This is a genomic window from Eikenella corrodens (assembly GCF_003990355.1).
GTDB classification, from domain to species: Bacteria; Pseudomonadota; Gammaproteobacteria; order Burkholderiales; family Neisseriaceae; genus Eikenella; species Eikenella corrodens_B.
In genome coordinates this window covers 52,312-72,391 of record NZ_CP034670.1, presented here as the reverse complement: position 1 = coordinate 72,391, position 20,080 = coordinate 52,312, and the positions used below count along the sequence as shown (strand labels likewise).

The following is a 20,080-nucleotide window of genomic DNA, read 5'->3' as shown; positions in this document are numbered from 1 at the left end:
ACTCAGGTTCGCATTGTATTACAAAATGCTATCATTTGGCAAAAACAAATCTATCGTTTGGCGGGCGGTTTGCGGTTGGGCAACCGGCGGCTTTCAGGTAGCCTCGAGCCTATGCGTGGCTTATTTTGCCGGTTTCACTATATAGTGAATTAAATTTAAACCAGTACAGCGTTGTCTCGCCTTGCCGTAACGTGTGTACTGTCTGCGGCTCACCGTCTTGTCCTGATTTAAATTTAATCCACTATACTATCGGCCGGCGTAATCTAGGAAAGCAAATGGGCAATTTTTTCCACACCATACGGCGGATGCATCAGGAAAGGGAACGGCTGAACCGCGACTTTGCGAAGGCTTGGTTCAGCCTGCCGGGGCTCTGGCTGAGCGGTATGCTGCTGGCTGCCGGGCTGGGTATGGGCGCATTGGTCACTTCGGCCGAGTGGCACAAGCGGCAGCAGCATTTGAGCGTGCCCGTGGCCTATACGCATCATGCCGCCGCCGAGCTGAGGCGGCGGCAGTGGGAGAAAGGCCATGATGCTGCCCTCCACGTGGCCGGCAGCATCCGCACCGCCGAAGGCCAACAGCTCAATTTGGATTGCCGCAACCTAGCCGACCCGTTGTGCCAATATGATGAGAACATTTGGCAGGGTGAAGAAAAGTTGCCCGTACAAAGCATTACCCAAGCCCATTGGCTGAACTACCACGTGATTACCGAGCTCGCCTACACCAAAGACGGCAGCGAACGGCTTTACCGCGCCGCCTTCAGCCCGCAGGAAGAAACCGAAAACTGGCGGCTGTATGCCCGCTTGTGGACGCACGCCGCCACCGTGGCCGGAGCAGGCTGGCTTGGGCTCAGTATTGCTTGGTATCGGCGTGCCAGACGGCGCAAAAAGGCACGGCAAAAGGCTACCTGAAACCTTCATTCCTGTTTCAGGTAGCCTTTTTCAGGTAGCCTGCCCCGCCGCCTTTCTTTTAAAATACAGCATTCCGCTTTTTCATCGTTTTTCATGCGCCTCACCCACATCAAACTTGCCGGCTTCAAATCTTTCACCGACCCCACCACCATCCACGTACCCGGCCAGCTGGTGGCCGTAATCGGGCCCAACGGCTGCGGCAAATCCAACGTTATCGACGCCGTGCGCTGGGTGCTGGGCGAAGTCTCGGCCAAACAGCTGCGCGGCGAGAGCATGCAAGACGTGATTTTCAACGGCGCCGCCACCCGCCGCCCCGCCCCCCGCGCCTCCGTGGAGCTCGTGTTCAGCAATGCCGACGGCAGCCTGCAGGGCACATGGGGGCAATACGGCGAAATCAGCATCCGCCGCCAGCTCACCCGCCAAGGCGAATCCAGCTACTACATCAACGGCCAGCAAGTGCGCCGCCGCGACATTACCGACCTTTTCCTCGGTACCGGCGTCGGCGTGCGCGGCTACGCCGTGATCGAACAGGGCATGATTGCCCGCATCATCGAAGCCCGCCCCGAAGAATTGCGCGCCCACATCGAAGAAGCCGCTGGCGTATCCAAATATAAAGAACGCCGCCGCGAAACCGAAAACCGCCTGCGCGACACCCGCGAACACCTCCAACGCCTCGGCGACTTGCAGTCCGAACTCGGCCGCCAAGTGGAAAAACTCCAGCGCCAGGCCGCTGCTGCCGAACGCTACCGCAGCCTCACTGCCGAGCTCAACCAGGCGCAAAACTGCCACGACTTCGCCCAATGGCGGCACACCCTCGCCGCCGCCGACCGCGCCGCCGCCGAACACGAACGCGCCCGCGAGCGGCAAGACGAACTCGCCCGGCAAAACCAGGCCATGAACGATGCCGTGCAAGTGTTGCGCCAAACCGAGCAGCACCAGCAGGCCGAGCAATATCGGCTCAACCAGCAGCACGCCCTGCTGCGCGAGCAAACCGCCCGCCTTGAAGAGCAAATCCGCTCTCGGCAGAGCCAGCGCCAGCGGCTCGAACGCGAACAGGCTGCCGCCCAAGCCGCCCTCCAGAAAATCGACAGCGAACACGCCGAGCTGCAACAGCAGCACGCCGCAGCCGAACAGTCCGCCGAACAGCAGCAGATGCAGCTCGAACTGCTGACCGCCGAAGCCGCCGCCCTCGAAGAGCAACTGCCCGAGCTCGAAGCCGCCCAACAGCAGACCGCCGAACAGCAGCAAAGCCGGCACGACGAAGCCGCCCGCCTCCGCCGCGAGCTCGCCCTGAAGCAACAGCAGCTGCAACACAGCCGTCAAAGCATCAGCCGGCTGCAAGAGCGCCAAGCCCGTTTGCAGCAGGAAGCCGCCGCCCTGCAAAGCGATGCCGGGCAGGACACCGCCGCCCAAGCCCGGGCCGACACCCTCGCCGCCCAATACCGGCAGGGCGAGAAGCAACTGCAACGGCTCGAAGAGCAAACAGGCTACCTGAAAACCGCCCTCGCCGCCGCCCGCGAACGCGAACAGGAACACGAACGCCGCATCCTCGCCGCCGAAGCCGAGCAGAAAACCCTCGCCGCCCTGCTGGCCGACACCGCCCGCCACAACTTCTGGCAGGGCAGTAAACAAGCCGATGCGCCCGCCCTGTGGCAGCACATCCGCGTGCCTGAAGCATGGCAGGGCGCGCTGGCCGCCGTGCTGGGCGAGCGGCTCAACGCCCGTGCGCTGCCCGCTGATTTCCAGCCGCCGTCGCCGTTGCCCGAATCTCCCGCCGCCTGGTTCGACCGCGAAGCCCATGCCCACCGCGCCGCCAGCCCGGCTCAGGCGCTGATTCACCAAATCCAGGCCGAGCCGCCTTTTCAGGTAGCCTTAGCCCACTGGCTCGAAGGCATCTTGTGCGCCCCTAATTTGGATTACGCGCTGGCGCACCGCAGCCGCCTCGAGCCCGGCCAAGAATGGCTCACCCCGCAAGGCCACCGTATCGACCGCATGGGCGTGTTGCTGCATCATGCCGACGGCGGCAACCGGCAAATGCGCCACCGCGCCCGTCACGACGAAATCACCGCCGCCTTGGCCGAATGGCAGCCGCAGTTTCAGGTAGCCCGAGCCGAAGCCGAGAAACTGGCGCAGCAGCAAGCCCAAGCCGAAGCCGAGCTGCGCCAAGCCCAAACCGAGCAACGCCGCCTCGCCGCCGAGCTGGCCGCCGCCCAACAGCAGGCCGGTGCGCTTGCCGCCCGCGCCGCACAAGCCGGGCAACGGCGCGAACACATCGCCCAAGAGCAGGCCCAGCTGGCGCAGGAGGCGGAAGAGCTGGCGTGTGCCGCCGAAATTCTGGCCGAAGAAACCGCCGTCCTCGAAGAGCGCCTGCCCGAACTGGAAGCCGAGAGCCGCGCTCAAGCCGAACACAGCCAGCAGGCGCAGCAAGCCCTGCGCCAAGCCCGCCAAGCCGTGCTTGAAGCCGACCGCCGCCGCAGCGCCGCCGAAATCGAAACCCACCGCCAAACCCAGCAGCTGCAAAACCTCGCCACCCACATGGCCACGCTGGTGCAGCAAAAAGCCGATTGGAAGCAACGCCAGGGCGAGCTCGCCCTCACTTACGCCGAAGACAGCGAAGACGAGCAACGCCTGCAGCTGGAAGAACTGGCCGAAGCCGCCTTCACGCTGGAAGAACAAATCCAAGCCGCCGCCGCCGAGCTGGCCGAAACCCAAGAGCAGGGCAGGCAGCAATACGCCCGCCAGCAGGCGCTGGCCGCCGAGTTGCCGCAATGGCAGCAGGCCGCCCAAACTGCCCTGTTGCAGCAGCAGGAAGCCCTGCTCAACGCCAAACGCTTCCACGATAACTTATTGGCGCGCCAAGCCGATATCGCTGCGATCGAAGCCGAACAGCAGGCAGGCTACCTGAAAACCGACTGGCCGCAGCAAATCGACAGCATTTCCCGCCGCATCCAAGCCCTCGGCGCGGTGAACCTGGCCGCGCTCGACGAATTGGCCGAAGCCCGCGAGCGCGACGGCTACTACCAAAACCAACGTGCCGACCTGCAATCCGCCATCGCGCTTCTGGAAGAAGCCATTGCCCAAATCGACGGCGAAACCAAACAGCGCTTCCAAGCCACCTTCGATGCCGTGAACCAAAAAGTGCAAACCTTCTTCCCCACCCTGTTCGGCGGCGGCGAAGCCAGCCTGCACATGGTGGGCGACGATTTGCTCACCGCCGGCGTATCCATCATGGCACGCCCGCCCGGCAAGAAAAACAGCACCATCCACCTGCTCTCCGGCGGCGAAAAAGCCCTCACCGCCATGAGCCTCGTGTTTGCCCTGTTCAGCCTCAATCCCGCCCCGTTCTGCCTGCTCGACGAAGTGGATGCCCCGCTGGATGACGCCAACACCGCCCGCTTCTGCAATCTGGTGAAAGAAATGAGCGTCCAAACCCAGTTCCTGTATATTTCCCACAACCGCCTCACCATGGAAATGGCCGAGCAGCTCATCGGCGTTACCATGCAGGAAAAAGGCGTGTCCCGCATCGTGGTGGTGGACATCAAACAGGCGCTGGAAATGGCGGAAACGGATTGAGAAGAAGTTTTCAGGCAGCCTCACCCTTGGCAGAGGCTACCTGAAAGCCGATAAGGCAGACAAAATAAAATGTCGGCACCCTGCCGACCCATCCCAAAGGCTACCTGAAACATGGAATCCATCATCGAACTGCGCCACCTCAAAACCCTGCTCGCCCTGGCCGAAACCGGCAGCGTGTCCCTGGCCGCCAAGCGCGTGTTCCTCACCCAATCCGCCCTGTCGCACCAAATCCGCGCCTTGGAAAACCACTTCGGCACGCCGCTGTTCGAGCGCAAAACCACCCCCCTGCGTTTCACGCCCGCCGGCGAGCGGCTGTTGCAGCTGGCGCGCGAAGTGATGCCGCACCTGGCTGCCGCCGAGCGCGACCTGGCGCAGATTGCCGGCGGCGGCGCGGGCGAATTGCGGCTGGCAGTGGAGTGCCACACCTGTTTCGACTGGCTCATGCCCGCCATGGGCGACTTCCGCCCGCTGTGGCCGAAGGTGGAGCTCGATATCGTGTCCGGCTTCCAGGCCGATCCGGTGGGGTTATTGCTGCAACACCGCGCCGATTTGGCCATCGTGTCCGAAGCCGTGCCGCAGGCGGGCATCCGCTACCAGCCGCTGTTTGCCTACGAGATGGTGGGCATCTGCGCCCAAGATCATCCTCTGGCGGCCAAACCCGTGTGGCAGGCGCAGGATTTCGCCGCCGAAACCCTGATTACCTATCCCGTGCCCGACGATATGCTTGATTTGCTGCGCAAAATCCTGCTGCCCGCCGGCATCAACCCGCCGCGCCGGCACAGCGAGCTCACCATCGCCATCATCCAACTGGTGGCCAGCCGGCGCGGCATCGCCGCCCTACCGTATTGGACGGTGATGCCCTATCTGGAAAAAGGCTACATCGTCGCCCGCACCATCGGCAGCCCCCCGCTCACCAGCGAACTCTATGCCGGCATGCGCAGCGACGACGCGCATAAACGCTACCTCGACAACTTCTGCCAAATCATCCGCGAACGCGGCTTTGCCGACCTGCCTGGGCTGAGTGTGCTGGAATAGCGGCACGGGCGTTGTATAGTGAATTAACAAAAACCAGTACAGCGTTGACTCGCCTTGCCGTACTATCTGTACTGTCTGCGGCTCGCTGCCTTGTCCTGATTTTTGTTAATTCACTATAAAAAACGGAGAAGCCGAAGCCTGTTCCTCTTTCCCGTGCGAGGGCAGACGGCAATCCGGAGGTTTGTATGCGGATGCCGAGAGGCTACCTGAAAATAAGCGGGGCGAATGCTGCCAAACCATACTTTGATTGTGTTCAGGCATGATTTTCAGGTAGCCTTTACCCGAATCCACACCCGAGAGCCAATATGCCTTCCGAACAACAAAACGACATCCTCAGCATCAACCAAGTGCAGCTGCTGCTCTCGGAAAAGCGCACCGCGCTTTCGGTGATGCGCACGGGCATTGCCGTGCTGGCGCTGCCGCTTTCCATTTTCAGTGCGCTGATTGCCACTTCCAAGTGGTATAACGTGGTGGAAGTGTGGCCGTTGCTCATGTTGGTGGTGGGCATCAATTTGGGTCTGGCGGTGTTCGGCGTGTATCTGATCGCCCGCTCCATGCTGCGCATGCGCCAATACGACCGCCTGATTGCCGATATTAAGCACAGCCACGATTCGCTGCGGCGGCTGATTAAGTCGTAGGCAGGGTATGCCGCGCTGAACAGAAAACTGCGTTTCGGGAGGCGGATAGGGTTGCCTTAACGATGCGGGATACCTTCAGCGGCAAAGTGCCGCATCTTTAAATATGACAAACAAAAAGGAGCCAGGGCAAACCAGGCTCCTTTTTTCAGGTAGCCTGCCTGAGCGTTAAGGCTACCTGAAACATGTTTCTGCAAAGCTCAAAATCATCCCTGCCGCTTCTTGCACAGCAGCACATCCAACGACCATTTGCCGCCGCCGGCCGCCGCTAGATACAGGAACACAAAGCTAAACAGCGCAGCCGCCTCGCCGCCGTTCATAAACGGAATCAGCGCATGGCCGCCGTCGGCAACGTGACCGATGAAATAAGCCACCGCCATCTGGCCGGAAAGGATAAACGCTGCCGGGCGGGTAAACAATCCGAGCAACACCAACAGACCGCCGCCCAGCTCCAGCATACCGGCCACGCCGTAGAGCGAGAAGAGCTGCAAGCCGTCAAACATTTCCACGTGCGGCAGGCCGAGCAGCTTGGCCGAGCCGTGCAGCATAAACATATAGCCCGCCGCGATACGCAATACAGACAACACCATGCTGCGGCAGTTTTCCCAATGTGTATTCATGATTTTTTCCTCTTGATACGTGAAACAATGTAAATTGGAAGTACCTGTGCAGTATAATCATTTCCCCGTGGCGAAAACATAGCCGATCCAACAACACAGTTTTTCCCCAAGAGAAAACATGGATACCTTATTAAGCATGAAAGTGTTCTGCCAAGTGGTGCATAGCGGCAGCTTTACCCGCGCCGCAGAGCAGCTGGATATTTCCGTGCCCATGGCCAGCAAACACGTGGCGCATCTGGAAAAAAGCGTGAATGCCCGCCTGCTCTACCGTAACAACCGCCGCCTCAGCCTCACCGAGCAGGGCGAAGCCTACTACCGCGACTGCCTCTCCGCGCTCGACATCCTCGAGCAGGCTGCCGCCCGCGCCGCAGGCAGCACCGCCCGGGTGCAGGGTCGGTTGCGCGTGAGCATCCCCGTGTGGTTTGCCAACCCCGTATTTGCCGCTTGGATTACCGAATACCGCCGCCGCTACCCCGACGTGTCGCTGCACCTCACGCTCACCAACCACAGCGTGAATTTAGACGGCGACGGCGAAGACGTGGCGCTGCGCCTCTCCAAGCAGCCGGCCGAAAACCTGATTGCCCGCGCCCTGGCCGAAATCGACTTCCATTTGGTGGCCGCACCCGCCTATTTGGCCGAACACGGCACGTCCGCCGCCCCGCAGGATTTGGCGCAGCACCAAGCCATCCTGCCCAGCTACACCGACGTATCCGGCCTCACCCTGCAAGGCCGTGGGGAAAGCCACGCCGTTCACCTGCAAGCCGCCATACACAGCAACAACACCCAAATGCTCTACCAGCTGGTGTGCGCCGGTGCCGGTATCGGCTACCTGCCCGAATGGCTGCTGCGCGCCGACCTGCAAACCGGCCGCCTGCGCCGCCTGCTGCCCGACTACCGCACCGCGCCCGTGCCCTTCTACGCCGTTTACACCCAGCGCAAACTCTTAAGTGCGAAGGTGCACAGTTTTATCGACTTTATGGTGGAGAAGGCCGCGAGCGAACAGGCTACCTGAAAATTGAAGAACGGGCTGCTTTCAGGTAGCCCCCAGCTCTGCCATCTATATTAAAAGCAAGCCTATAATCCCATTCCTCCAACCCGCCAAACGGAGCTTCACTATGAACAAACTCTCTCCCATCGCCGCGCTGTTGCTGTTGGCCGGTATTTCCACCGTTCACGCCGCACCTGTGCCCAATGTGCAGCAGCAGTGCCTCGCGCTGAAAAACAGTCAAATTGCCGACACCTCCATCACCAAAGCCGAATGGTCGAACGGCGAAATCAGTGCCGACAGAATGGCATCCTTCACCGGCGGTTCAACCAATATCTTGCAGGCGAAACCTCATTGCGTGATTGAAGGCGAAATCGGTGCGCGCACAGGTGCGGATGGTAAATACTACGGCACGAAATTCCAACTCAGGCTGCCTGAAAACTGGAACGGCAGCTTCCTGTTCCAAGGCGGTGGCGGGGTGGACGGTTTTGTCGCCCCTGCCGTCGGCAGCATTCCCGTGCGCACCTCCACCGCGACGCCTGCGCTGATGCGCGGTTATGCCGTAGTTTCTATGGACGGCGGCCACCCCACGCCTACACCTGACTTCGGTGCAGACCAGCAGGCGCGGTTGGATTTTGCCTACCAGTCCACCGGCAAAGTTACGACAGTTGCCAAGCAGTTGATTCAGAAAATGTATGCCGCCGTACCGCAGCACAGCTATTTCATGGGCTGCTCCAACGGCGGACGCGAAGCAATGATGGCCGCCCAGCGTTATCCGCTGGAATTTGACGGCGTGATTGCCGCCAACCCCGGCTTCCGCCTCTCCCGTGCCGCCGTTGCCCAACAGTGGGATTACCAGCAGTTCATGAAAATCGCCCCCAAAGACGCACAAGGCAACAAAATCCTGGCCAACGCCCTGACCCAAGCCGATTTGGACAAAGTGAGCGAAGCGGTGAAAAACCGTTGCGACGCGCGCGACGGCCTGAAAGACGGCGTGATTAACGCTTGGGAAAGCTGCGATTTCAAAGCCGAACACGCCGGCCTGTCCCCCGCCAAAACCGCCGCCCTCAAAGCCGTGATGGACGGCGCGCGCGACTCACGCGGCAACCCGATTTACAGCGGCTGGTATTACGACACCGGCCTGAACCAGCCCGACTGGCGCGCATGGAAGCTTGGCAGTTCGCAAACGGCTAAGCCCGATTCGCGCGGCGTAACGCTTGGCGCAGGCTCGCTCACTTGGTATTTCATGACCCCCGCCGTGCCGAACTTTGATTTGAACAAATTTGATTTCGACCGCGACACGCCCAAAACCTACCAAACCGGCGCGATTAACGATGCGGTGTCCACCGATTTGAGCAGCTTCCGCGCACGCGGCGGCAAACTGATTGTGCTCACCGGCGTGTCCGACCCCGTGTTCTCCGCCAAAGACCAGGTGGCATGGTTCCGCCAAATGAATGCCGACACGCTAAACGCCCAAAGCTTCAGCCGCCTGTTTATGGTGCCCAGCATGAACCACTGCGGCGGCGGCCAAGCCTTCGACGACTTCGACCCGCTCACGCTTTTGGAAAACTGGCACGGCAAAAACCAAGCGCCCGAGCGCATGATTGCACAAGGGAAATCCTTCCCGAATAAACAAATGCCGATTTGCGCCTATCCGAAAGTCGCCACCTATATCGGCGGCGATGAAGGCAAAGCGGAAAGCTTTGTGTGCCGCTAATGGGCATGAGCAAAGGCTACCTGAAATTTCAGGTAGCCTTTTTTGCTGCCCAATCCGCGCCGTTAACGTATACCGGCTTGGGGATAGTGGATTAACAAAAATCAGGACAAGGCGGCGAGCCGCAGACAGTACACACGTTACGGCAAGGCGAGCCAACGCTGTACTGGTTTTTGTTAATTCACTATAGAATAGCCGACCAAAGCAAAGGCTACCTGAAAACGCCAAATGGTTTCAGGTAGCCTGTTTTGATGCCCAATCCGTGCCGTTAACGTATACCGGCTTGGGGATGACGGTTTCCTTATGGGCAATGCCAAAGGAATAAGGCTACCTGAAAAAGCCGGCAATGCTGCCCTGCAATGCCGCCCTACATTTTCAGGTAGCCTTTAAACGTGAAACTACAGTTTCAGGGTTGCCCAATATTGCGGCAGGCGTTTGAGGCGTTGGCGGATGGCTTGGGCTTCGCTGTCGCCGTGTTCGGCGAGGTGGCGGGCGGCGAGGTCGAGGTAGGAGATGGCGGCCAGTTCGCTGTATTCCTGATAATCGGCCGGGTCGGTGCAGCCGTCGGCGAGCAGGTCTTCGGCATCTTCCAGCAGGAGGGTGAAGTCGCCCAGTATGGCGCGGCACATTTCCTGTACGGCTTGGCTGTTGCCGCGCCGTTTTTGCAAGCGCATCGCGGCGTGCATGAAGGGGCCGATTTCGGCACGATAGTGGGAAACCACGGCGAAGGCGGCGGTACCCCAGCATTCAACGGCTGGCGGCAAAAGCTCGTAGAGCCTTTGCTGCTCGAGCCATTCGGCGAGGGCGCGGGCGGTGTTCACGATTTGGTAGCCATCCCTCCACACGTCGGCGCTGATGGTTTGCTTGGGGTAGTCGTTGCTGTTGTCGGCGATGTGCCGGGCTTGGATGTTGAGCTCTTTGAGGTAGGCTTTAATGGCGGGGATGTCGGGCGGGAGTTGGCAGAGGGTGTCGAGGTTGCTTTGATGCTTGCCTCTGTTTTTGCTCATGTCGTGCCTTTCTATAGTGAATTAACAAAAACCAGTACAGCGTTGGCTCGCCTTGCCGTACTATTGTACTGTCTGCTGCTCGCCGCCTTGTCCTGATTTTTGTTAATCCACTATAAGAAGGGTTTCAGGCAGCCTGCCGCAGGGAAAACAGGCTATCTGAAAAGAGGATGGCGGCTTTCAGGTAGCCTGTTTTTGCTGCTTAATCCGCGCCGTTGGCAGCCAGCAGGAAGGCTTCAAGGCTTTCGGCTTCCCGAATACATTCGCCGCTGTCGTGGTCGGGCAGCCATACCGCGCCGTCGTGCAGCATAAAGTAGTTGCCGCTGCCGTCGCCCGCGAAGGCGATGCCGTGTTGCAGCAGTTCGGCGGGCAGGGTTTCGTGCCGGGTAAAATGGCGGCGTACCCATTTTGTGTTCTCGACCACCTGCGCCAAATCGTCGATTTCTACGCCCAGATAGCAGTTTGCGCCGAAACGCAACAGCAGGGCGCGATACGGGGCGGGGAAGGGTGTGCCGAGCTCTTGTTCGGCGGCGGCAATTTCGGCTTCGGATACAGGCTCGCCTGAGAGGAATTCTTCCGCCAGGCCGTCTTGTTCGGCGTATTCGGCGCGGATAAGGGCTTCGAGTTGGTCGAGAAAGGCTTGCATGTGACGGTTTCCTTGTGGCGATGGGTAAGAGGGGAGGCTGCCTGAAAACGGAATAGGGCGGATGAAAATCGCCCTGCGACGGCATCGGCTTGTCTTGGCGTACTTTCTGTATGCCTTGCAGTTCGCCGCCTTTTCCTGATTTTTGTTAATCCACTATATTTTAGCCCACCGTGAATAGGCCGCAGGGTGGAAATGATGGCTGTTTGACAGCTGTTTCTGTTCACGGGAAAAGCAAAAGGCTACCTGAAAACTTAAGCCATTGCATCAACCCGATAAAAAAGCTGCCTATATCAGGCAGCTTTTGGTTTTTGTCCGCTTACTCTTCGCTCATAAAGCCGCGCATCTTCTGGATGGCTTTGGCTTCAATTTGGCGGATGCGCTCGGCGGATACGCCGTATTCGGCGGCCAGTTCGTGCAGGGTGAGGCCGCCGTCGTCTTGCAGCCAGCGGCTTTCCACGATGCGGCGGCTGCGCTCGTCCAGCTGGGTAAGTGCGTTTTGCAGGCCTTCGGTTTGCATGGCGTAGCGGGCTTTTTGGGCGATCTGCTGGGTGGGCTCGCTACTGGTGTCGGCCAGCCAGTCGATGGGGGCGTAGCTGTCTTCGTCGCCATCGCTGTTGTCCGGCAGCAGGGCAACGTCTTTGCCGGTCATGCGCTGTTCCATTTCCAGCACTTCGTCCATTTTCACGCCCAAGTCGTCGGCAATGGTTTGCGCTTCTTCGGGCGAGAGGGCGTTCATGCTTTTACGCATGCTGCGCAGGTTGAAGAAGAGTTTGCGCTGCGGCTTGGTGGTGGCCACGCGCACCATGCGCCAGTTGCGCAGGATGAATTCGTGGATTTCAGCCTTAATCCAATGTACGGCAAAGGAAAACAGGCGGGCGCCGCGATTGGGCTCGTAGCGTTTTACTGCCTTCATCAGGCCGATATTGCCTTCTTGAATCAGATCGGCTTGGTTGAGGCCGTAGCCATCGTAGCCGCGCGCGATGGATACCACCACGCGCAGATGCGACAAAATCAGTTTCTTGGCGGCTTCCAGGTCGCCTTGCAGCTGGCGAACGGCCAGGCTGTGTTCTTCCTCTGCGGTGAGCAGTGGAATGCTGTTTACCGTGTGAATGTATTGCTCCAGGCTGCCGTGGCCGCTGGGGATGGGCAATGCAAATGTGTTATTCATTGTTTATTGATTCCTTTTAATATTTTCCGCCTTCGGCGGTATTCGTCTTTTTCTATCTCTTTAATTACAGGCGTGATTAAACACCTATATTGTGTGATTTTGGTTTACGATAGGTTAAATTTTGTATTTTTAAAATTTTAATTTATTTTCTATATTGCATTAAATGGCACCAACTCCGGGCAAACGTATTTATTTGCCCTCATCTTTCGGTTCGGCACTTGGCTCACTGGCGTTTTCAGGTAGCCTCTCCCCCGCAGTATCGGGAGCAGGTTTGCGCCGAGGCAGATAGCCGGCCAGCATCAGCAATACGGCCAAACACAACAAACCGCACACCAATGGCAGCGAGCCGCCCATTTTCATATACGGGGTTTCGCCGCGATAGCCTTCAATAGTGCCTTCGAGCACGGTGCGGGTGTCGGGCGGGGCGAGTTTCACCACGCGGCCTTGCGGATTGATGATGGCGGTGGCGCCGGTGTTGGTGGCGCGCACCATGTAGCGGCCGAGCTCGAGGGCGCGGGTTTGCGATATTTGCAAATGCTGGTGGACGGCGTTGGAACGGATAAACCAGCCCAAATTGCTGACGTTGGCCAGGAGGCTGGCTTGTTTAGCAGAGGCAATCAGTTCGTCGCCGAAGCCGTCTTCATAGCATACGTTGAACGCCACGCGCTGGTTGGCCAAAATCAGCGGGGCTTGGGCACGGCCGCCGCGCTCGAAACCGGCCAGGGGCATGTTCATCATGCGGTACAGCGGCTCGGTGATGGCGGGCAGGGGTTTGTATTCGCCAAAGGGAACGAGGTGGTCTTTGGCGTAGAACGGGATGTCGTCGGGGCGGTCGGGGTGGTAATTGCTTAAGTTGATAACGGCGTTCAGGTAGCCTGTGCGCTGCTGGTTGTATTGGGCGATGCCCATGGCGAGCGCGCTGCCGTTGCGCTGGGCTTCGTAGGCAAATTGGTCGAGGATGCCGGGGTTGTATTCCTGCAAATCCTGCCGCATCACGGGGATGGCGGTTTCGGGTAGGATGGTGATGTCGGCATGGCTGTTGGCTACTTGCTCATAGTAGCTTTGCATGGTTTCACTCAGATATTCGGCGTCCCATTTCAAAGTTTGCGCCACATTGCCTTGCGCCAGCGCCACGGTTGCGCTGCTGCCGTCGGGTTCGGTGAAACGCACTTGGTGCAGCTGCCAACCGCCGACGATAACGCCAATCAACAGCACAAGCGGCAATACCCGCCGTTTCCAGCCTTGGTTGTGCAGCACCAGCACCAGCCACGCGCCGCAAAAGGCGCACAGCAGGGTAAGCAAGTGCACCCCGCCCACGGGGGCATAACCGGCCAGCGGGGAAAGGTCGGCCACTTGGCTGTAGCCCAGCGCACCCCAGCCGAAGCCGGTAATCGCCCGCTCGCGGGCAAATTCGGCCAGCGTCCACAACACGGGTAATAAGAGGCCGATGCGCCAGCCGCGCGGCAAACGGGCTTTTTCCAGTAACCAGAAGCAGGCGGCGGGATAAAGCGCGAGATAGGCGGGCAACAGGATGGTGAGCGGCAGGGCATACAGATTGGGCAGGCCGGATATGTCGTGCAGCGCGGTGTGTATCCAATAAAACTGTGCGGCGTAGCCCACCAGGCCGAAGCAATACGCGCCGGAGACGCTGTTTTGCGGCCTCAGCTCGGTGAGCCGGATTAGGGCGCCGAACAGCAGCGGCATCAGCCAAAAATGGCAATACGGCGCAAACGCCAGCGGCGTGGCGGCTGCCAGCAGCATCACCAGCGGCCAATACACATAGCGCCGACTACACCAATCCTCAAATTTTGCAACCCAATTCATGTTTTCAGGCAGCCTTGATAAAGAAGCGGCATTATATAGCCAAATCATTGCCGCATGGTGCTTTCAGGTAGCCTTTTCAGTTGGGGCTACCTGAAAACGCCATGGCCGGATACGTAAGGGAACGGCCTGGAAGCCGCCCAAAATAAACTTGCGCCGCCGCCGCAAGCGGGGTAGGCTTCGCCCGTTTTTAATTTGTCGTATGCAAAATCACTCATGAAACCACACCACCGCCGCGCCGTTTACGCCGGCAGTTTCGACCCGCCCACCAACGGCCACTTATGGATGATCCGCCACGCACAGGCCATGTTTGACGAGCTGGTGGTGGCCATCGGCACCAATCCCGACAAGCAGGCCACCTACACACTGGAAGAGCGCACTGCCATGCTGGAGGACATCACTGCCGAATTTCCCAATGTGCGCGTTACCCATTTCCACAACCGCTTTCTGGTGGATTTTGCCGACAGCATCCAAGCCGATTTCGTGGTGCGCGGCATCCGCAGCGGCGCCGACTACGAATACGAACGTGCCATGCGCTACATCAACGCCGATCTGCAACCGGCCATCACCACCGTTATCCTGATGCCGCCGCGCGAATTTGCCGAAGTGTCGTCCACCATGGTTAAAGGCATGGTCGGCCCGCAAAACTGGCAGAAAACCATCCGCCGCTACGTCCCCGATGCCGTATACCGCAAAATACTGGCCGACCACGGCTGTTCGACTGAGGACTGATTGTCCGCCATCTGCTTTTCAAAGCAGGCTACCTGAAAACGGTATGCCTATAGAACGGGCATCTCCCCTTGGCTTCAGCTTTTTCAGGTAGCCTTATAGCAAACCAGCTTAACATTCGCTACAGCGTTGGTTCACCTGGCTGTGCTCCTACCACCTTGTATAGTGAATTAACAAAAACCAGTACGGTGTTGTCTCGCCTTGCCGTAACGTGTGTACTGTCTGCGGCTCGCCGCCTTGTCCTGATTTTTGTTAATCCACTATATCGAGAATCAATTTGGCTTGCCATCACCAATAAGAAAAATAAAGCACGATGTGATCGTGCTTTATTTCCATCCGGCAAACCGGATTGCTTTAGCGTTTTTGTTTAATACGCAGGTAATTAAGGGCTTTCAGCTCGGCCAGCGCAATCGCCAATGCCGCCTGGGCTTTAGCCATCGATTCATCATCTTTGGCTTGTTTCACACCGGCTTCGGCAGCTTTTCTCGCTTCCTCCGCCCGTGCCTGATCCAGCTCGGCACTGCGCACGGCCACGTCGGCCAAAATCATGATTTTGTGCGGCTGCACTTCCAGAATACCGCCGGAAACGGCTACCAAAATCTCTTCCTCCTGCTCCTGCTCCGGCACCTGCAAGCGCAACACCCCGGGGCGCACCAGGCTCATAATCGGCTCGTGGCGCGGGTAGATACCGAGCTCGCCGTTTAGGGTCGGCACCACGACGAAGCTGGCTTCGCCGGAGTAGATGCTCTCCTCGTTGCTGACCACATCAACCTGCATGATATTCATGCTGCATTCCTCAGTTCAGGGTTTTAGCTTTTTCCACGGCCTCTTCGATGCCGCCCACCATATAGAAGGCCTGCTCCGGCAGGTGGTCGTACTCGCCGCTCAGAATGGCTTTGAAGCCGGCCACGGTATCGCGCAGCGGAACGTATTTGCCGGGCGATCCGGTAAACACTTCGGCCACATGGAAGGGCTGCGACAGGAAACGCTGGATTTTGCGGGCACGCATTACGGTGAGCTTGTCTTCGTCAGACAGCTCGTCCATACCCAAAATGGCGATGATGTCGCGCAACTCTTTGTATTTCTGCAAGGTAGATTGCACACCGCGGGCTACATCGTAGTGCTCTTGGCCGAGCACCATTGGATCGAGCTGGCGGGAAGTGGAGTCCAGCGGGTCTACCGCAGGGTAAATACCCAAGGAAGCAATATCACGACTCAATACTACAGTCGCATCCAAGTGGGCAAACGTGGTGGCGGGAGACGGGTCGGTCAAGTCGTCGGCCGGTACATATACGGCTTGGATAGAGGTAATGGAACCAGTTTGGGTGGAGGTAATACGTTCCTGCAAACGACCCATTTCTTCAGCCAAAGTCGGCTGATAACCCACAGCAGAAGGCATGCGGCCAAGCAGGGCGGATACTTCGGTACCGGCTAGGGTATAGCGGTAGATATTATCCACAAAGAACAATACGTCACGGCCTTTGCCGTTTTCGTCTTTTTCGTCACGGAAGTATTCAGCCATCGACAAACCGGTTAGGGCAACACGCAGGCGGTTACCAGGCGGCTCGTTCATCTGGCCGTACACCATTGCCACTTTATCCAACACGTTGGAGTCTTTCATTTCGTGGTAGAAGTCGTTACCCTCACGAGTACGCTCACCCACGCCGGCGAATACGGAAAGACCGCTGTGCGCTTTGGCAATGTTGTTAATCAGCTCCATCATGTTCACGGTTTTGCCCACACCGGCACCGCCAAACAGGCCAACCTTACCGCCTTTGGCAAACGGGCAAAGCAAATCAATCACTTTAATGCCGGTTTCCAATAATTCGGTAGTGCTGGAGAGTTCGTCGAACTTAGGTGCGAATTGATGGATGGCACGGGTTTGATCCGAACCGATCGAGCCTTGTTCGTCCACGGGGTTGCCCAGAACGTCCATGATGCGGCCCAGGGTGGCTTTCCCCACCGGCACAGTAATCGGTGCACCAGTATTTTGCACGGACAGGCCACGTTTCAAACCGTCTGTACTACCCATCGCAATGGTACGGACAACGCCGTCACCAAGCTGCTGTTGTACTTCCAGCGTCAAATCAGTATCAACCAGTTTGAGTGCATCGTAAACACGCGGAATGGCGGTACGCGGAAACTCCACGTCGACTACCGCACCAATAATTTGTACGATTTTGCCTTGGTTCATTTATCTATCCTAAATATTCAAATCTGCCTGCTCTGCCCACCTATACTGCAGCGGCACCGGCTACAATTTCCGACAACTCGGTGGTAATCGCTGCCTGACGGGATTTGTTGTAAATCAGGCGTAATTCCTTAATTGCGTTGCTTGCGTTGTCCGTAGCGGCTTTCATTGCCACCATGCGGGCAGACTGCTCGGAAGCCATGTTTTCACATAAAGCCTGATACACTACCGATTCCAAATAGCGGCGCACCAAATATTCCAGCACCAAGATAGGCGAGGGTTCATACACATACTCCCGACCGTATTCTTCTGCTTCTGATATTTCGTTCAGCACATTGTGGCCGATGGGCAGCAAAGTTTCCAGATTCGGCTCTTGGCGCATGGTATTGATAAATCTAGAATACACCAAGTGTACAATATCCAGGCTGCCGTCTGCATAACGCTGGAAAACTTCAGTCAGCGAACCAAGCAGCACTTCCATCTTCGGAGTGTCACCCAGATTCACCGCACTGGCCACCACATTGAGACCGGCACGGTTACAGGCAGCCAAGCCTTTACTGCCGAAGCAGACAACCTCCACTTCCACACCCTGCTGCCGGTATTCTTGCACCTGCCCTAAAAACCTCTTCAGCAAATTGGCATTCAACCCGCCACACAAGCCCTTGTCGGTAGTGATCAAGATGAAACCGGCACGCCGAATGTTTTCTCGGCTTTCCAAGATTGGCAACCGCTTATGTTCAGTTTCTACCTGTGCCAAGTGGCTCATCACTATGCGAACCTTCTCAGCATAAGGCCGTGCCAAACGCATTCTGTCCTGCGTTTTCCGCATTTTGGAAGTTGATACCATCTGCATGGCTTTGGTAATCTTCTGTGTATTCTGTACACTGCGGATTTTCGTGAGGATTTCTTTCCCTACTGCCATTTCAGACTTTTCCTTTTCTGCGGTTTAAGCCGAGTAGTTGCGGGAGGCTTTAAATGTGCTGATAGCTTCGGTCAAAACTTGCTCATTCTCATCACTCATCACGCCCTGCTGATTGATTTGATCCAGAATATCGGCATGCTGCGTGCGCACATAGCCTAAGAAATCCGCCTCAAACGCTAATGCCTTAGATACCGGCACATCTTCGTAAGAGCCTTTGTTAATCGCCCACAAGGTCAAAGCCATTTCAGCAATACTCATGGTGCTGAATTGTTTTTGCTTCATCAATTCAGTAACCACTTCGCCATGTTGCAACTGCTTGCGGGTAGCCTCGTCCAAATCAGAAGCAAACTGAGAGAATGCTGCCAATTCGCGATATTGAGCCAAAGCCAAACGGATACCGCCACCCAGTTTTTTAATAACTTTGGTTTGGGCGGAACCACCTACGCGAGATACGGAAATACCTGCGTTAATGGCTGGACGGATACCTGAGTTGAACAAATCAGTTTCCAAGAAAATCTGACCGTCAGTAATAGAAATTACGTTAGTCGGCACGAAAGCAGAAACGTCACCGGCTTGAGTTTCGATAATCGGCAATGCGGTCAATGACCCCGTTTTGCCTTTTACCTCGCCGTTTGTACGTTTTTCCACTTCATCGGCATTGATGCGAGCGGCACGCTCCAGCAGACGGCTGTGCAGGTAGAATACATCCCCTGGATATGCTTCGCGGCCGGGCGGGCGGCGCAATAGCAGAGAAATCTGACGATAGGCAACGGCTTGTTTGGACAAGTCATCATATACAATCAATGCATCTTCACCACGATCGCGGAAATACTCGCCCATCGTGCAACCAGAATACGGAGCAATGAATTGCAGAGCCGCTGCTTCAGAAGCAGTTGCCGCCACCACAATGGTATGCTCCATCGCGCCATGCTCTTCCAGTTTGCGTACCACGTTGGCAATAGAAGAGGCTTTTTGGCCAATTGCCACATAAATACAGATAACACCAGTACCTTTTTGATTGACAATCGCATCCAATGCAACGGCTGTCTTACCAGTTTGACGGTCGCCAATAATCAATTCACGCTGACCACGACCAATCGGTACCATAGAATCCACTGATTTCAAGCCAGTTTGCATGGGCTGATCTACGGATTGGCGTGCAATTACACCCGGAGCGATTTTTTCAATCGGCGCAGTTTTTTTAGCGTTAATAGGGCCTTTGCCATCAATTGGTTGACCCAGGGCATTCACGACACGGCCAACTAGCTCTCGACCAACCGGCACTTCCAAAATACGGCCGGTACATTTAACTTGATCGCCTTCTTTAATGTGTTCGTATTCACCCAATACAATCGCACCAACCGAGTCACGTTCCAAGTTCATGGCCAAGCCGAACGTGTTGCCGGGGAACTCCAGCATCTCACCCTGCATGACATCCGACAATCCGTGCACACGCACAATGCCGTCGGTAACAGAAATCACGCCCCCATAGGTACTGGCTTCCTGTTTTACATTCAGGTTTTCAATTTTAGATTTTAACAACTCACTGATTTCAGCAGGATTAAGCTGCATGAAACTCTCCTAATTTATCATGGCCGTATACAGGTTTTTCAGCTTCCCCCGCACGGACAAGTCCAAAACTTTATCTCCAACTTCAATTTTGATACCGCCAATCAGCTCGGGCATCACTTTTAAGGTAGCCTCCAGCTTATGGCCAAATTTCTGTTGGCAATCGCTTACCACCTTGGCGAACTGTCCTTCACTCATCGGGAAAGCACTGTAGATTATGGCTTTTTGTATATGATCCTTCGCCAACACCAGTGCTTGGTATTGGTTATATACTTCCGGTAAAACTACCAACCTACCGCCTTCAGCCAACACATACAGGAAGTTTTTAAAATCCGTATATTGTGGCGTGTGGATACCATCTAATAATCCAATTAAGATATCCGCCTTCTGATGAGGGACAATACCGGCATCGTCTAGCAATGTAGCAAGCTTAGGTTGGCCGACAGCCCACGCCAAATCTTTCAGCTTTTCCAGCCAAAATTCGATTTGGCCTTTTTCAGAAGCCAATTCGAATAATGCTTTGGCATATGGCCTGGCAATGGTGGCAAGTTCAGCCATAG

The 20,080-nt window shown here is 57.0% G+C and carries 17 protein-coding genes and 1 pseudogene; 7 read left to right on the top strand and 11 right to left on the bottom strand.

Features of this window, described 5'->3' with window-relative positions:
- Nucleotides 1–139: 139 nt before the first annotated feature.
- Nucleotides 140–246: pseudogene (locus tag ELB75_RS13150) on the bottom strand (IS5/IS1182 family transposase); the annotation flags it as partial.
- 29 nt (nucleotides 247–275) lie between these two features.
- Here ELB75_RS13150 and ELB75_RS00460 point away from each other — a divergent pair.
- The 4 genes from ELB75_RS00460 (at nucleotide 276) to ELB75_RS00445 (ending at nucleotide 6,154) form a co-directional block, all read left to right on the top strand.
- Complete coding sequence (locus ELB75_RS00460; protein ID WP_126982220.1) at nucleotides 276–908, top strand: hypothetical protein; 633 nt, start codon at nucleotides 276–278, stop codon at nucleotides 906–908.
- Nucleotides 909–1,001: 93 nt separating this feature from the next.
- Nucleotides 1,002–4,481 (top strand): chromosome segregation protein SMC, encoded by a 3,480-nt coding sequence (gene smc, locus ELB75_RS00455; protein WP_126982219.1) that lies wholly within the window; start codon nucleotides 1,002–1,004, stop codon nucleotides 4,479–4,481.
- Between the two features lie 111 nt (nucleotides 4,482–4,592).
- Complete coding sequence (locus tag ELB75_RS00450; protein ID WP_064085069.1) at nucleotides 4,593–5,516, top strand: LysR family transcriptional regulator; 924 nt, start codon at nucleotides 4,593–4,595, stop codon at nucleotides 5,514–5,516.
- Between the two features lie 305 nt (nucleotides 5,517–5,821).
- The gene (locus ELB75_RS00445) at nucleotides 5,822–6,154 is read left to right on the top strand and encodes a hypothetical protein (protein ID WP_126982218.1); all 333 of its coding nucleotides are present in this window, start codon (nucleotides 5,822–5,824) and stop codon (nucleotides 6,152–6,154) included.
- A gap of 203 nt (nucleotides 6,155–6,357) precedes the next feature.
- Here ELB75_RS00445 and ELB75_RS00440 read toward each other — a convergent pair whose 3' ends face one another.
- The gene (locus tag ELB75_RS00440; RefSeq protein WP_126982217.1) at nucleotides 6,358–6,771 is read right to left on the bottom strand and encodes a DoxX family protein; all 414 of its coding nucleotides are present in this window, start codon (nucleotides 6,769–6,771) and stop codon (nucleotides 6,358–6,360) included.
- 118 nt (nucleotides 6,772–6,889) lie between these two features.
- On the opposite strand from ELB75_RS00440, the gene ELB75_RS00435 reads away from it, so the two are divergent.
- Complete coding sequence (locus ELB75_RS00435; protein ID WP_126982216.1) at nucleotides 6,890–7,783, top strand: LysR family transcriptional regulator; 894 nt, start codon at nucleotides 6,890–6,892, stop codon at nucleotides 7,781–7,783.
- Nucleotides 7,784–7,886: 103 nt separating this feature from the next.
- The gene (locus ELB75_RS00430; protein WP_126982215.1) at nucleotides 7,887–9,473 is read left to right on the top strand and encodes a tannase/feruloyl esterase family alpha/beta hydrolase; all 1,587 of its coding nucleotides are present in this window, start codon (nucleotides 7,887–7,889) and stop codon (nucleotides 9,471–9,473) included.
- A 395-nt stretch (nucleotides 9,474–9,868) separates the two neighbouring features.
- Here ELB75_RS00430 and ELB75_RS00425 read toward each other — a convergent pair whose 3' ends face one another.
- The 4 genes from ELB75_RS00425 to lnt form a co-directional block, all read right to left on the bottom strand.
- Nucleotides 9,869–10,477: a hypothetical protein gene (locus ELB75_RS00425; RefSeq protein ID WP_126982214.1), complete on the bottom strand. Its 609-nt coding sequence runs from the start codon at nucleotides 10,475–10,477 to the stop codon at nucleotides 9,869–9,871.
- 199 nt (nucleotides 10,478–10,676) lie between these two features.
- A complete protein-coding gene (locus ELB75_RS00420; RefSeq protein WP_126982213.1) occupies nucleotides 10,677–11,120 on the bottom strand; it encodes an SMI1/KNR4 family protein in 444 nt (147 codons plus the stop codon).
- 316 nt (nucleotides 11,121–11,436) lie between these two features.
- Nucleotides 11,437–12,288: an RNA polymerase sigma factor RpoH gene (rpoH, locus tag ELB75_RS00415; RefSeq protein WP_126982212.1), complete on the bottom strand. Its 852-nt coding sequence runs from the start codon at nucleotides 12,286–12,288 to the stop codon at nucleotides 11,437–11,439.
- Nucleotides 12,289–12,477: 189 nt separating this feature from the next.
- A complete protein-coding gene (gene lnt / locus ELB75_RS00410) occupies nucleotides 12,478–14,112 on the bottom strand; it encodes an apolipoprotein N-acyltransferase (protein ID WP_126982211.1) in 1,635 nt (544 codons plus the stop codon).
- Between the two features lie 213 nt (nucleotides 14,113–14,325).
- Between lnt and coaD the strand changes: the two genes are divergently transcribed.
- Entirely contained in the window at nucleotides 14,326–14,841 is a 516-nt protein-coding gene (coaD, locus tag ELB75_RS00405) for a pantetheine-phosphate adenylyltransferase (protein WP_126982210.1), read from the top strand.
- A 351-nt stretch (nucleotides 14,842–15,192) separates the two neighbouring features.
- Here coaD and ELB75_RS00400 read toward each other — a convergent pair whose 3' ends face one another.
- Genes ELB75_RS00400 through ELB75_RS00380 form a run of 5 tightly spaced genes read right to left on the bottom strand, consistent with a single transcriptional unit; the run spans nucleotide 15,193 to nucleotide 20,078 of the window.
- Nucleotides 15,193–15,624, bottom strand: coding sequence for a F0F1 ATP synthase subunit epsilon (locus ELB75_RS00400; RefSeq protein WP_126982209.1), 432 nt, complete (start codon nucleotides 15,622–15,624; stop codon nucleotides 15,193–15,195).
- Nucleotides 15,625–15,634: 10 nt separating this feature from the next.
- Entirely contained in the window at nucleotides 15,635–17,032 is a 1,398-nt protein-coding gene (gene atpD, locus ELB75_RS00395) for a F0F1 ATP synthase subunit beta (protein ID WP_126982208.1), read from the bottom strand.
- A gap of 40 nt (nucleotides 17,033–17,072) precedes the next feature.
- Nucleotides 17,073–17,951, bottom strand: coding sequence for a F0F1 ATP synthase subunit gamma (gene atpG / locus ELB75_RS00390; RefSeq protein ID WP_126982207.1), 879 nt, complete (start codon nucleotides 17,949–17,951; stop codon nucleotides 17,073–17,075).
- 24 nt (nucleotides 17,952–17,975) lie between these two features.
- On the bottom strand, nucleotides 17,976–19,523 hold the full coding sequence (gene atpA / locus ELB75_RS00385; protein ID WP_126982206.1) for a F0F1 ATP synthase subunit alpha: 1,548 nt from the start codon (nucleotides 19,521–19,523) through the stop codon (nucleotides 17,976–17,978).
- Nucleotides 19,524–19,532: 9 nt separating this feature from the next.
- Nucleotides 19,533–20,078 carry a F0F1 ATP synthase subunit delta gene (locus ELB75_RS00380; protein WP_126982205.1) on the bottom strand — a complete coding sequence of 182 codons (546 nt, stop codon included), beginning with the start codon at nucleotides 20,076–20,078 and terminating at the stop codon, nucleotides 19,533–19,535.
- Between the last annotated feature and the right edge of the window lie 2 nt (nucleotides 20,079–20,080).

Coding starts and splice junctions, on each gene's coding strand:
- ELB75_RS00380 (WP_126982205.1), bottom strand. CDS start 20,078: ATGGCTGAACTTGCCACCATTGCCAGGCCATATGCCAAAGCATTATTC.
- ELB75_RS00450 (WP_064085069.1), top strand. CDS start 4,593: ATGGAATCCATCATCGAACTGCGCCACCTCAAAACCCTGCTCGCCCTG.
- lnt (WP_126982211.1), bottom strand. CDS start 14,112: ATGAATTGGGTTGCAAAATTTGAGGATTGGTGTAGTCGGCGCTATGTG.
- ELB75_RS00430 (WP_126982215.1), top strand. CDS start 7,887: ATGAACAAACTCTCTCCCATCGCCGCGCTGTTGCTGTTGGCCGGTATT.
- coaD (WP_126982210.1), top strand. CDS start 14,326: ATGAAACCACACCACCGCCGCGCCGTTTACGCCGGCAGTTTCGACCCG.
- ELB75_RS00435 (WP_126982216.1), top strand. CDS start 6,890: ATGGATACCTTATTAAGCATGAAAGTGTTCTGCCAAGTGGTGCATAGC.
- ELB75_RS00400 (WP_126982209.1), bottom strand. CDS start 15,624: ATGAATATCATGCAGGTTGATGTGGTCAGCAACGAGGAGAGCATCTAC.
- smc (WP_126982219.1), top strand. CDS start 1,002: ATGCGCCTCACCCACATCAAACTTGCCGGCTTCAAATCTTTCACCGAC.
- ELB75_RS00425 (WP_126982214.1), bottom strand. CDS start 10,477: ATGAGCAAAAACAGAGGCAAGCATCAAAGCAACCTCGACACCCTCTGC.
- ELB75_RS00460 (WP_126982220.1), top strand. CDS start 276: ATGGGCAATTTTTTCCACACCATACGGCGGATGCATCAGGAAAGGGAA.
- ELB75_RS00420 (WP_126982213.1), bottom strand. CDS start 11,120: ATGCAAGCCTTTCTCGACCAACTCGAAGCCCTTATCCGCGCCGAATAC.
- ELB75_RS00445 (WP_126982218.1), top strand. CDS start 5,822: ATGCCTTCCGAACAACAAAACGACATCCTCAGCATCAACCAAGTGCAG.
- atpG (WP_126982207.1), bottom strand. CDS start 17,951: ATGGCAGTAGGGAAAGAAATCCTCACGAAAATCCGCAGTGTACAGAAT.
- rpoH (WP_126982212.1), bottom strand. CDS start 12,288: ATGAATAACACATTTGCATTGCCCATCCCCAGCGGCCACGGCAGCCTG.
- ELB75_RS00440 (WP_126982217.1), bottom strand. CDS start 6,771: ATGAATACACATTGGGAAAACTGCCGCAGCATGGTGTTGTCTGTATTG.
- atpA (WP_126982206.1), bottom strand. CDS start 19,523: ATGCAGCTTAATCCTGCTGAAATCAGTGAGTTGTTAAAATCTAAAATT.
- atpD (WP_126982208.1), bottom strand. CDS start 17,032: ATGAACCAAGGCAAAATCGTACAAATTATTGGTGCGGTAGTCGACGTG.